Annotated in this window: 12 protein-coding genes; all 12 read left to right on the top strand. The window is 50.5% G+C overall.

From position 1 onward, the window contains the following. Positions 1 to 52 precede the first annotated feature (52 nt). The 12 genes from ACX93W_RS16100 to aroF all read left to right on the top strand — a co-directional run bounded on the left by ACX93W_RS16100 (position 53) and on the right by aroF (position 12,662). Positions 53 to 655 (top strand): 3D domain-containing protein, encoded by a 603-nt coding sequence (locus ACX93W_RS16100; RefSeq protein ID WP_459393393.1) that lies wholly within the window; start codon positions 53 to 55, stop codon positions 653 to 655. A gap of 63 nt (positions 656 to 718) precedes the next feature. Further along, positions 719 to 868, top strand: coding sequence for a hypothetical protein (locus ACX93W_RS16095; protein WP_459393392.1), 150 nt, complete (start codon positions 719 to 721; stop codon positions 866 to 868). Positions 869 to 1,025: 157 nt separating this feature from the next. Then, on the top strand, positions 1,026 to 2,426 hold the full coding sequence (locus tag ACX93W_RS16090) for a methyl-accepting chemotaxis protein (protein WP_459393391.1): 1,401 nt from the start codon (positions 1,026 to 1,028) through the stop codon (positions 2,424 to 2,426). Positions 2,427 to 2,610: 184 nt separating this feature from the next. After that, positions 2,611 to 3,684 (top strand): cell wall-active antibiotics response protein LiaF, encoded by a 1,074-nt coding sequence (gene liaF, locus ACX93W_RS16085; RefSeq protein WP_459393390.1) that lies wholly within the window; start codon positions 2,611 to 2,613, stop codon positions 3,682 to 3,684. A gap of 8 nt (positions 3,685 to 3,692) precedes the next feature. Then, a complete protein-coding gene (locus ACX93W_RS16080) occupies positions 3,693 to 4,727 on the top strand; it encodes a sensor histidine kinase (protein ID WP_459393389.1) in 1,035 nt (344 codons plus the stop codon). Further along, positions 4,724 to 5,383 (top strand): response regulator, encoded by a 660-nt coding sequence (locus tag ACX93W_RS16075; RefSeq protein WP_459393388.1) that lies wholly within the window; start codon positions 4,724 to 4,726, stop codon positions 5,381 to 5,383. The genes ACX93W_RS16080 and ACX93W_RS16075 overlap by 4 nt, the downstream gene beginning before the upstream one ends. An 85-nt stretch (positions 5,384 to 5,468) precedes the next feature. Continuing rightward, on the top strand, positions 5,469 to 6,008 hold the full coding sequence (locus ACX93W_RS16070; protein ID WP_459393387.1) for a YugN-like family protein: 540 nt from the start codon (positions 5,469 to 5,471) through the stop codon (positions 6,006 to 6,008). 239 nt (positions 6,009 to 6,247) lie between these two features. Further along, complete coding sequence (locus tag ACX93W_RS16065; protein WP_459393386.1) at positions 6,248 to 7,903, top strand: S1C family serine protease; 1,656 nt, start codon at positions 6,248 to 6,250, stop codon at positions 7,901 to 7,903. Between the two features lie 270 nt (positions 7,904 to 8,173). Beyond that, positions 8,174 to 8,866, top strand: a complete 693-nt coding sequence (locus tag ACX93W_RS16060; RefSeq protein ID WP_459393385.1) for a response regulator transcription factor — start codon at positions 8,174 to 8,176, stop codon at positions 8,864 to 8,866. 2 nt (positions 8,867 to 8,868) lie between these two features. Continuing rightward, positions 8,869 to 10,380, top strand: coding sequence for a sensor histidine kinase (locus ACX93W_RS16055; protein ID WP_459393384.1), 1,512 nt, complete (start codon positions 8,869 to 8,871; stop codon positions 10,378 to 10,380). Between the two features lie 36 nt (positions 10,381 to 10,416). Then, positions 10,417 to 11,412 carry a 4-hydroxy-3-methylbut-2-enyl diphosphate reductase gene (locus tag ACX93W_RS16050; protein ID WP_459393383.1) on the top strand — a complete coding sequence of 332 codons (996 nt, stop codon included), beginning with the start codon at positions 10,417 to 10,419 and terminating at the stop codon, positions 11,410 to 11,412. Between the two features lie 188 nt (positions 11,413 to 11,600). Next, complete coding sequence (gene aroF / locus ACX93W_RS16045) at positions 11,601 to 12,662, top strand: 3-deoxy-7-phosphoheptulonate synthase (protein ID WP_459393382.1); 1,062 nt, start codon at positions 11,601 to 11,603, stop codon at positions 12,660 to 12,662. The last annotated feature ends 8 nt before the right edge of the window (positions 12,663 to 12,670 follow it).

Here is a 12,670-nt window from a genome sequence, read left to right as displayed (position 1 = left end):
ATAAAGCTTGTGCCATCTGGGCATGATTTCTCTCAAGGAGGAGTTAGCCCAGATGGTTACAAGCTTTTTTGTATGTCTGTCCAGGCTGGCAGGCGCTTGCGCGGCGGCGGCATTGCTGACGTCGCCATGTTTTCCGATTGCTGCCGCAGGTTCGCAGCCTTTGGCAGTCGAAGCCGGCCCCGATGTCTCCGCAAAGCCCGATGCAGCTGCGGCGGCCCCGGCAGCCGCCAAAAGCCCCGCGGCGGAGCCGGAGTCAGTGGAGGTCGTTGCAACCGGTTATACGGCGGGAGTGGAATCAACGGGGAAATCCCCTGGCCATCCCGGTTACGGCATTACCTATTCAGGCGTTAAGGTGAGACGCGACCGTGTATCCACCATTGCAGCCGATCCCCGGCTGTTTCCGATCGGGACGCTGCTTTATATCCCCGGGTATGGCTACGGGGTAGTGGCCGATACCGGCTCGGCGATCAAGGGTAAACGGATCGATCTTTATTTTGAAACGATCAGGGAAGTGTATCAGCAATGGGGCAAACGCAAGGTAAGCGTACAGGTGCTGCGCAAAGGAAACGGCAAGCTGTCCCAAGCGTGGCTGAACGACATTAACGGCGCAGTGCAAGCCGGCCAGCCCATTCCCCAGTCCTATCTGGAATCGTAGTAAGCCGCCGCATAAGTTGGACAATCGACGGCATACTATCACATAGGCTGGGAGGTGATCATTATGGCTAAGAACAAAAACAATAAAGCTCCGCAAAACAAGCAGCTTAATGCTGAATTTGCCGAGGAATTGGTTCAAAACAATCCAAACTCTGCAAATCGACAATCTTCGTTGCAGCGTCAGAATAACCGCAACAATCAAAACCAAAAATAAAGTTAGCTAATTTAACATTAGAAACAACATAACAAGGAGGAACCAGTTGGTTCCTCTTTTCATTTGTAGAAACATGGGATATAATGTAGGAAAATTTTACATAATGCAGTCGTTTTATAGAGTGAATAAAGGAACAAGAGGGGAGCGGCATCACTTTATGTCAGAAACAATACGGTGGTTTTCACGAAAGACGGAAAAACAGCAGTCTTCGGCTTTGGAGCAGGAGCAAATGACGAGGCTTCTGAATGAATCCGTTGTCATTTCCGATCAGTTGAATGCGGCGGTGGATGAGGTCGATCAAAGCATTGGACATTTGACCGACATAACGGAAGGATCGATTGCGCAAGAGGCTATTTTGCGGAACGCCAGCCAAACGGCCATGCACCGAATACAAGAAGCGTTTTCCGCCTTGCAGGAAGTGGCTTCAGCAGCGGAGCAAATCAGCGGCGCATCGTCTCATCTGAACGACAAGAGCAAAGAAACCAAAGACGTTGTGCTGGATGTTTGCCGTTCCCTTGAAGATACCGATGAAGTGATGAACGAGCTGAGAGAGCAAAACCGGTCCATGGAGCGTCACATTAACGAACTGATTCAGCATACGTCCCATATCCATGAAATTAACGGTCTTATTCATGATATTGTGTCGCAGACCTCGCTGCTGGCGCTCAACGCTTCCATTGAAGCGGCCCATGCCGGGGAATACGGCAGAGGATTTGCGGTAGTTGCGGGCCAAATCAAAAAGCTGGCTGAGCAAAGCGCTGAAGCCGTGAAACGTTCAACGGGCATGGTGGAGCAGATCGAAAGCGGAGTAAAAGATGTCGTACAAGCCGTGGAAAAGGAAAAAACCTCCGTGGATCAAGGCGTTAAGGAAATGTCTCTTAACAAAGAGCGCATGGACGTTATTTTTGCCCGAATATCGGAGGTCGACGAGTTGGTTACCCGGAGCAACCAGGCCAGCTCCCGACAGACAAAGCATATGGCGCAAACGTCATCCATGCTGAAGGACGTGGTGGATTCCGTAAACGACACCCTGCACAGCGTCGATGAAACGTTAAAGCGGACAGAGCAGCAGCGGGAGCAAATTGCGAAACTGGGCCGAATATCGGCTAATCTTGGCCGTGCTTCCACCGGGCTTGCCGAGACGGTAGAGGCGGTTGGCGCACGGAAAATTACGGGAGCCGTCACCTCCAATGTTCAAGCTCTGCAGGAATGGTTGAAGGAAGCGGCGAGGGACGAAGCGCTGCTTACCCTGAATGAAGCCAGCCATGGAGCCAAACTGAGAGAGCTGCTTGCGTCAAAAACCGAGTTTGAAGCGATTTGGTCCAACCGGGAAGACGGCTCCTTTATTTGCTCGATACCGGAAGCGGGTCTGCTCAACGCCAAAGGACGGGACTGGTGGAAAAGGGCGATGGCAGGGGAAACGTTTCAATCTCCCATTTATGTTTCGGCGATTACAAAGCAGTTGTGCATGACGATATCCGTCCCGGTCAGAAACGGAAACGGGGATGTGATTGGCGTTATCGGCGGAGATATTTCCGTATCTAAAGGAGCTTTTTAAAATAAGCAGCAGAACTTCGCGGGACCCGGTTAGTTTAATACCGGGTCTATTTCCAGTTTAAGTAACCGTATCCGTCCAGAGACCGAGATGAAGTTCAATCGGCCGTCCCTTCCTTGGAAGCGGGACAATGGCTATACTAAGTGTAGTTAGTGAATAATGTCATAGGCATGAGGGGCTGAAGTTGATGAAACCAGGTTTGGTTGGCCGGATGTTTACCGGAATTTTGATTATTGGAATAGGCGTGATGTTTCTTCTGCGGCAGCTGGGCTATATACAATTTGACGCCGGAGAGTTAGCCAGCACGTACTGGCCCGTTATTCTCATATATATCGGTCTGTTTAAGATCATTGGGGGCAGGGGCTTTGGAGGTACCGGAGCCAGCGGGCTAATACCGCTTTTGATTGGCCTTGTGTTTTTGGCGAAAAATTTGGACTTTTTGGATTTGTCGCCAGGGGAGATTGTTCGATTCGCCATTCCCGTCATCATTATTTTTATCGGGCTTAAGCTGATTTTGAAGTCCTCTCCCAAAAAACGGGAAGCGCCGCAGGAGGATGAATGGAAATCGTATCGTCCCTATAATGATGACCGTCCCGTGCCGCCGGCACCGCCGCTTCATCCTGATCCGACCGGCAAGCTCGATAGCGAGTCCAAGGAGCAGCCGCGCGAAGGCGGCAATTACAGCTATGAGCAGCCCCATGTGGAATATGGCAGCTACCAGAACCCCAAACGCAACCCGGAAAACGACAACAAGTGGAGCAAGTGGAACGGTCATGAAAACGAGGATAGCCAGGAGAAGTACGAGAAATATGAGAAATACGAAAAGTACGAAAAACAGGCAAAGCATGAGCATGTGGAATGGTGGAACCCCGGCAATCCCGATGTGGTAAGCCGCTCCGGTTTTATCGGCGATATTCATATGGGACATGAATATTGGGAGCTGAAGCCTCTTAACATCTCCCATTTTATCGGCGACACCGTGCTTGATCTGACAAAAGCGCAAATTCCGTATGGCGAAACCAAAATCAATATTTCCTCGTTCATTGGCGATGTGAAGGTTTATGTGCCGGATGACTGCGAGCTGGGCATTCTGGTTGTGTCCAATACGTTTATCGGAGATGTGAAGGTGCTCGGACGCAAGGAAGGCGGAATGATGGCGAATGTCAGCATTCAGACGCCGAGGTATTCGGAGGCGGACAAAAAAATAAAGCTTGTCGTCAGCTCGTTTATCGGCGATACGCGAGTAACCAAGGTAGGGTGATGTAAGGCATGATGGTTCGATTTTTACGAAGCGGGAAGTGGGAGCTGGTTGGCATGTTTGCCCTGGCTTCCGCCGTTGCGCTTTCATTGCTCTTTTTATTATGGAATACGCTTGATTCCCACCTGCCTCCGATGGAACGCAACATATGCGCCCTTGCCATCGTCGTGCTAATTAGCGCGGCTTTTGGCTATTGGGGAGCACAACGTTACGGGCGGCGGCTGGATACCTTGTATTTGGCGCTAAAACAAGGAATTAACGGCAATTATCAGGTTCGCATAACCGACACGGGACATCATTCCTTTGTCCAAGTATACAGAGAGTTTAACGAATTGGCCCAAAGCATGGAAGAGAAAATGAAGCTGCTTCAAAAAATGGGCGAGGAACGCGTGCTTGCGGAATCGGCTTCTAATGAAGCGGCGGTATTGGAGGAGCGGAAGCGACTGGCGCGAGATCTTCACGATACGGTCAGCCAGCAGCTTTTTGCCATACATATGTGTGCGTCATCACTGCCCAAGCTGCAGGAGGTGGATGCCTCGCGCGCGGCTTCGGTGCTTGAGCAGCTGATTCAAATGTCCAATCTGGCGCAAAAGCAGATGCGCAACTTTATTGCGCAGCTCAGGCCGATGGAGCTGGAGGGACGGTCGCTTCAGGAGGCGCTCGACAAATGGTTTCCCGACTACTGCCGCCAAAACGGTTTGCAGGGAGTGCTGGAGTGGCGCCTGAGCGAAAAACTGAGCGAAGCCAAGGAGCACCAGTTATTTCTAATCGTGCAGGAAGCCATGGCGAATGTCGTCAAACATGCCAAAGCGCAAGGCTGCACGCTGACTTTGGCGGATACGGAGCGGCAGGTTGTCATGATGTTGTCGGATGACGGCGCCGGCTTTAAGGCGGATACCGTCAAGCGAGGCTCCTATGGTTTGTCGACGATGAAGGAGCGGGCCGAAAAGCTAGGCGGCACAACGGATATCATCAGCAAGGTCGGGAGCGGAACCCGTATAAAAGTAACCATACCAAAAATATACCGGGGAGAGCAAAATCAATGAGCGAAAGTATTAAAATCATGATTGTTGACGATCACGACATGGTCCGAATCGGACTGCGCACTTATCTCATGCTGGAGCCTAAGCTGGAAGTGATGGCTGAAGCCGGCAATGGCGCCGAAGCGCTTGACTACCTGGCATCATGTACGGAGCAGAATCGCCCGGATATTATTTTGATGGATTTGATGATGCCGGTTATGGATGGCATTGAAGCCACTAAAGCCGTTACGAGCAGATACCCCGGTATCCGAATCGTTATGTTGACCAGCTTCCTGGAGGACGACAAGGTTTATGGAGCGATTGAGGCGGGAGCAGTCAGTTACGTGCTCAAAACCGTCTCCGCCGAAGAATTGATCTATGCGATCAATGGAGCTTTTAAAGGAATGCCTGTCATGACCGCCGATGTTTCTCAAGCCTTGACCCGCGGACTGAGACAGCGTACTGCGCAATCCGGGGACGAGGATTTGACCGACCGCGAGAAGGAGGTGCTTCTCCTTATTGCCGACGGGTTATCCAATAAGGAAATTGCCGAAGAGCTGCATATCAGCATCAAAACGGTCAAAACGCATGTCAGCAATCTGTTGATGAAATGCGAACTGGAGGATCGGACTCAGCTTGCAGTGTTGGCTCATCGCAAGGGATGGGCCAATCGGGCTTGATAAAGCCATTTGATTGTCCCGGCATCAAACCTAACCTGGCATAACGCAAATGCAAATGCAATGCAAATTCAAAACGCAAACGCAAATGCATATGCAAAACGCAGCTTTGACGGCGTTTTGCAAACTGCTTTTTTTCCTCAAGCTCTGCATAACCCCGCCAATCGGCGGGGTATACTACGTTACAGCAAAGAAAGCGCTGGAGGTGGTTCCCGTTAGACCGATATCATCCACAGTAGAAGGCAGCACGGGAAAGTTTACGGAGCTGCAAGGTGAATTGCAAGGACTTGGCTATACGCTAGGCGGCAATTGGGACTATGACCACGGCTTTTTTGACAAGCCGATGGACTCTGCCAACAAAGTTTGGCTGCGGGTTCCTTTTCAAGTGACGGACGGCAATGTCGACAGCGAATATTCTGAAAATAACGCAATCATTACGCTGGGCCAGCCTTTTGTGCTTAAGCATTTGTATAATGAAGGCAATGATCCCGAAGCTTCGATTCGGGTAGCCGGCGCGTTGTTTGATCAGTTTCAGTCGCCTGTCGATCCCGATGCCGATGTTGAAGACCGATGGGCCTTGCGGGGCGAAGAGCTTGTGCGGCAGCTAGAAGCTGTATTGGCCCGATAAGGGGCGCGTTAAACATAGATTACAAACCGCCATTCTCCGGGATGGCGGTTATTTCTGTTTAAATGAGGCCATAAACCAACTTTTCAACTAAGGCACCTTTATCGATTTCCTTATGCCACTTATTGAAAATTATCTAAAATTCATGATTTTTTAAGTTTGTTTTAAGGTGTAGTGTGCATGATAGAACTAACAAAAAAACAAGCTTCAAATGATAGATCATGAATGGAGGAGAGCGCAAGATGGACGATCAAAACAACAAAAAGGGATACGACGATTTCTTTTCGTCCGACGGTTCCAACCGCTCCGACAATAATACATCAGGCTCGGACGAACAATCCTATGGGGAAAACAAAGGCTATTCAAACGGTTACAGCTATGATAACGGCAGAAAGCCGGATGAGGCTACCAATGAGGGCTTCCGCAATGAACAGCCAAAAGAAGCCCATTATTACTCCTATGGCCCCATTTCGGGCGGCGAGCAGCAGCCTCAGCAGGTACCCGTTCAGCAGCCTGCGTATTACAACCAATCTTCGGGCGGTTACAATCAGCCGCCATCCGGCTATCCGCAACAGCCGTCTCAAATTCAACCGACCCGCACGTTTACGCCTTCGGGCAAGGGCTGGGGGGAAACGAAGGAGAAAAAGCGCGGCAGCTCCTTTAAATCAGTGTTTCTTTCTTTTATGGCCGGCGTGCTCGTTGTTGGCGCGTTAATGTATACGGCGGATGTGCAAAACTGGTTTACCTCCGGCAGAGTCGTCGAGACGGGAGGAGGATCGGGTCAGAGCACTCAGGGATCAACTGTATCTCAGCAGACAGGAAACGCTTCGGCAGCCGTTGCGGCACGACCGGACAATATCGCGCAGCTGTTTGATACAGCTAGTCCGGCTGTTGTCAAAATCGAAACGTATGCCAAAACACAAACCAGCAGCAGCAGCGGCGGCAGCAGCTTGTTCGACGATCCGTTTTTCCGCCAGTTCTTCGGCAATGATGCTCCTTCGACAAGGACGCCAAGCACGGGCAATGAAGGACAGCTGCAACAAACAGGTGTTGGCACCGGCTTTTTCTTCGATTCTACCGGTTACATTCTGACGAATCAGCACGTCGTTGGCGATGCCGATGAAATCAGAGTAACGGTTCAAGGGTACGACAAGCCGCTAACCGCCAAGCTGCTTGGCAATAGCTATGATCTCGACTTGGCCGTTATCAAAGTTGAAGGAGATACCGCGTTCCCTACATTGCCGCTGGGAAGCTCCGAAGATATTAATATCGGCGATTGGGTTGTTGCAATCGGCAATCCGTACGGCTTTGACCATACCATTACAGTTGGCGTGCTTAGCGCCAAAGAACGTCCAATCAGCATTTCGGATGCGAACGGTGAACGGAACTACAAGCATTTGCTGCAGACGGATGCCTCTATCAATCCAGGCAACTCCGGCGGACCTCTGCTGAATGTAAAAGGCGAAGTAGTTGGCATCAATACTGCCGTCAGCTCGCAGGCGCAAGGCATCGGCTTTGCTATTCCGACAAGCACCATTAACGAGGTGTTGGAGAGCCTGAAGAACAACACCGAAATTCCGAAGGAGCCCGCACCGTTTATCGGCGCCAACCTGATGGATATGACAGAGGAATATGCACAGCAGTTGGGTCTCGACAAAGCGGAAGGTTCTCTGGTAACAGGTGTCTACTACAATTCTCCTGCTTACCTGGGCGATCTGAAGCAATATGACGTCATTACCGGCGTCGACGGCAAAAAGTTTACGTCAAGAGACGCGTTGATTGCGGAAATCCAGTCCAAAAAAGTCGGCGACAAAGTCCAGTTCAATGTCATTCGCAAAGGCGAAGCCATTAACCTGGAGATCGAAATTGGCGACAAGAACGTTTTTGGGGTACAATAATCGGTAATTATGTAAGTTAAACAAATGTAATGCAGCAATGCGAGCCGTCATGTGAGAAGTTCTTCCGATCGCTGTTGTTCCCGGATTTCCCTGAATGGATTTGTCTAATGGTGAAATCAGGGAACAAAGGCGAACGCTTCGCTTCTACAGAACCTCTCACACTCTGGCCGTTGCTATATTTCTTTTGTTCAATTTATAGTCGTGTGTTGAAAAATGGAAAAGCGCAGAGAAGGCTCTGCGCTTTTTCTTCCGATATAGGGGGAGCGGGGAATGAGAGCTCATATTGTGGTCGTAGACGATGATGAACGGATTATATCCATGCTGCGCAGAAGCCTGGCCTTTGAAGGTTACGAGGTGACGACGGCATCCAATGGGGCAGAAGGCCTGAAAGTGCTGCTTACGGCTGACCCGGATTTGCTTATTCTGGATGTGATGATGCCGCAAATCGACGGTTGGGAAGTATGCCGCAGAGTCAGGGAAGGCGGAAGCGCCGTTCCGATTCTGATGCTGACGGCCAAAGACGATGTCATTGACCGGGTCAAAGGTTTGGATCTCGGCGCCGATGACTATCTGGTCAAGCCATTTGCATTGGAGGAGCTCCTTGCTCGCGCCCGCGCGCTGCTCCGCCGGAAGAGCGACAAGCTGGAGGACGCCGGCAGCCAGCTTCTTTTTGATGATCTTGTTCTGGATATGGACGCCCGTGAAGCGATAAGAGCGGGACGCAGAATCGAATTAACCTCCAAGGAATACGATTTGCTGCTGCTGTTTATGCAGAATCCCCGCAGAGTACTGACGAGAGACGCCATCATGGAGAAAATATGGGGCTATGATTTTAGCGGAGAGTCCAACGTGCTTGAGGTTTATATTGCCATGCTTCGCCAAAAGGTGGAGGAAGGCGGGGCGAAGCGGCTTATCCAGACGGTGCGGGGAACCGGCTATGTGCTTAGAGGAGAGGCGGGTTAAACATGTCCATAAGGCTGCGCCTTACTCTATGGTATTCCGGCCTTTTGGCCATCACTCTGCTTGTTTTCGGCGTTAGTCTGTATTGGTTCGTCAATTGGAATACGTACAATGAATTGCGCACGCAAATAAAAAAGCAGGCAGACGAGATTCGGGTAACGGCAACGATTTTTACGAACCTGGACCTTGAATTGGATCGCCGGACGCAAATCGCCGAAAAGGATACCTATATCCAGCTTATTAATTACCATGAAGGCATTATTAAGCAATCCTCCAATTTGCGCCAGCAGTCCATCCTGATCCCTTATCCTGAGCTGGCTTCCAATCCGGAGCGGGGATTTGTGGAGCAAAACATTACGATAGGTTCCTCCAAATATAAAATGATTACGTATCAAAATCCGGTCATTTTGCCTAATAACGAAATGGTAGGTCTGCTTCAGATCGGCGTTCTTACTTATAATGAAGACCGTTTTTTGGCGGGGCTACGAAATTCCTTTGTTTTTTACTCCATTCTTCTGGTTCTGATCGCTTTTACCGTGGGCATGTTGATTGCCCGCCAAGCGCTAAGACCTATTGAACGGGTAATTGCTTCCACCAGGCAAATCGAAAGAGGCGTTGATCTCAGCGTCCGCATTCCGTTTGTAGGTTCGCCCAAGGACGAAGTTGGTTTGCTTGTCAATACGCTTAACGGAATGTTGTCTCGGCTAGAGACAGCCTATAATGAACTGGATGACGCTTACAAGATGCAGCGCCGTTTTGTCTCGGATGCGTCCCATGAGCTTCGTACGCCGCTGACGACTATTCGGGGCAATATTGATCTCCTGGAGAAAATGTGGAGCAAAGCCAGGGATGAGGGCAAAGCCGGAGACGGCTTGCAGCTCAGCAACGATCATTGGATGATGTCAAACGAAGCGATGAGCGATATTTCAGCGGAAGCCAAACGGATGAGCACGCTAGTTGGCGATTTGTTGGCGCTGGCGCGCGCGGACGCGGGTTATGTGATGGAAAAAGAACAGATCAGCCTTCTTCCGTTGACGGAGGAAGTGGTGCGCCGTGCGAATCTGCTGCCGCGAAACGCGGAATGGAGGGTATCGGATTTGTCGGCGCTGGAGGAAGCTCGCGTATATGGCAATCACGATTATTTGCAGCAGCTGTTGTTCATATTTATTGAAAATGCATTTAAATACACGCCAAGTGGCCATGTCGAGATGAGCACCGTCTCCAGGGAAAGACATATCGGTTGGAAAATCGAGGATACCGGCATCGGCATGAACCCGGAGGAGATTCCTCATATTTTCGACCGCTTCTACAGGGCGGATGAATCACGCGGCGTTACGGTAGGCACGGGCCTGGGCCTGTCCATTGCCAAATGGATTCTGGATGAGCACAGAGGCTCCGTTGAGGTGACCACCCAGGAAAATGTTGGTTCCGCATTTGTCATCTGGCTGCCATTAGACTTTTCCGTTCAGGCGGATTACACTATAATGGAAGAAACGGACGAAAACAAACCGGATTAATGTGTGTGCAGGTCCGTTGGAAAGCAGGTGCAAGAAATGGAGATTGTCAAAATATCACCGCGCGGCTATTGCTACGGAGTGGTTGACGCCATGGTGCTGGCGCTGCAAACCGTCAAAGATTTGGAAATGCCGAGACCTATTTATATTTTGGGCATGATTGTTCATAACGCGCATGTGACGGAGGCTTTTGAGAGAGAAGGCGTTATTACGCTGGACGGAGCCAACCGAATGGATATATTGGAGCAAATTACGGAGGGCACCGTTATTTTTACCGCCCACGGCGTATCGCCCCAGGTTCGCGAGCTTGCCCGGGCCAAAGGGTTAACCGTTGTGGACGCTACTTGCCCCGATGTAACGCGGACTCATGATCTGATTCGCGCCAAAACAGCCGAAGGTTTTGAAATTATCTATATCGGCAAAAAAGGGCATCCTGAACCGGAGGGTGCCGTAGGCGTTGCTCCGGGACTGGTCCATCTGATCGAAAAGGAAGAGGAAATTGACGGTTTGGACGTTCAAGCCGACCGGATTGTTATTACAAACCAAACCACCATGTCACAGTGGGACATCCGCCATATTATGAAGAGACTGCAGGAGAAATACCCTCATGCGGAAGTTCATAATGAAATTTGCCTGGCGACCCAGGTGCGTCAGGAGGCGGTGGCGACGCAAGCCGGGGAAGCACAGCTCGTTATCGTGGTTGGCGACCCGCGCAGCAACAATTCTAACCGGCTGGCGCAGGTTTCGGAGGAAATCGCGGGCGTTAAAGCCTATCGCGTGGCGGATGTTTCCGAAATTAAGCGGGAGTGGCTGGAAGGCATGGAACGTGTGGCGGTCACTTCAGGCGCGTCTACGCCTACGCCGATTACCAAGGAAGTTATTGCCTATCTGGAGCAATATGACTATCGGAATCCCGACACCTGGGAAATTGTCAGGACGATTAATCCTAACAAGCTGCTTCCCAATGTGCGGGCCAAAGCGCCGGATTCCAAATCAAAGGAAGAAAGCCCTAAGGAAGCGGCATCCTCTAACTAATCATTAATGGCAGCAGACCACTCTTAATCTTATTCATCATTTCGACGCATTTTTTTGGTTCTCCGATGTTGACGGAGAACCAAAAATGCGTTATATTTACTTTAGCGAATAAAAGCATAAAAGCTAAAAAGCATAGACGCATAAAAGCCGCAAAGTGCTGGCTCATGCATAATAAAGGAGTGTTTTGAATGATCGCCATTACCAAAAACAATACCAGCGACGAAAGAATACAGGAAATCGTCAAACATATCGAACAAACAGGCGTGCAGGCGCATGTATCCAGAGGCACCGACAGAACGGTTATCGGCATTATCGGAAATGCCCCGCCTACATTGGCAGAGCATTTGCGTCAAATGAAAGACGTTGAAAATGTTATTAAAATATCCAAGTCCTACAAACTTGCCAGCCGCGACTTTCATCCGGACGATACCATCATTGATATTAAAGGCGTCAAAATCGGCGGCAAGCATCTTGCCATTATGGGCGGCCCTTGCGCCGTAGAGACGCCGGAGCAAATCGATGAAATCGCCAGACTGGTCAAAGCGGCCGGAGGCCAAATCCTGCGTGGAGGAGCGTTTAAGCCAAGAACAGGTCCATACAGCTTCCAGGGCGTAGGCGTAGAAGGTTTGGTCATGATGGCAGAGGCCGGCAAAAAGCACGGACTGTTAACCATCACTGAAGTCATGACACCGGAATACGTTGATATTTGCGCAGAACATGCCGATATTCTTCAAGTCGGCACTCGCAACATGCAAAACTTTGATTTGCTGCGCAAGCTGGGAACGATTCAAACTCCAGTTTTGCTGAAACGCGGCTTTAGCGCTACCTATGACGAGTTCCTGAATGCAGCTGAATACATTCTGGCCGGCGGCAATCCCAATGTCATGTTGTGTGAGCGCGGAATCCGAACGTTCGAGACTTACACACGCAATACGTTAGATCTTTCCGCTATCCCGGTGCTGCAATCGCTGAGCCATCTGCCCGTTATTTCCGATCCAAGCCATGGCACGGGACGCCGCGAGCTGGTAGAGCCAATGTCAAAGGCTTCCGTTGCTGCAGGCGCCAATGGCCTGATTGTCGAAATGCATACAGATCCCGACAATTCCATGACGGGCGACGGCGTACAGTCTCTGTTCCCGGACCAATTTGCCGCATTGCTGAAGGATCTGGAGAAGCTTGGAGAGCTGGTAGGCAAGCAATTTGATACGCCGAAGGAACCGGCAGAGTACTTTAAAGAGTGGAAAAAGTAATCACACGG

The sequence above is a fragment of the Paenibacillus sp. CAU 1782 genome (assembly GCF_054551715.1).
Note: the sequence above shows the minus strand (reverse complement) of the source record. Positions and strands in the feature narration are given on the sequence as shown.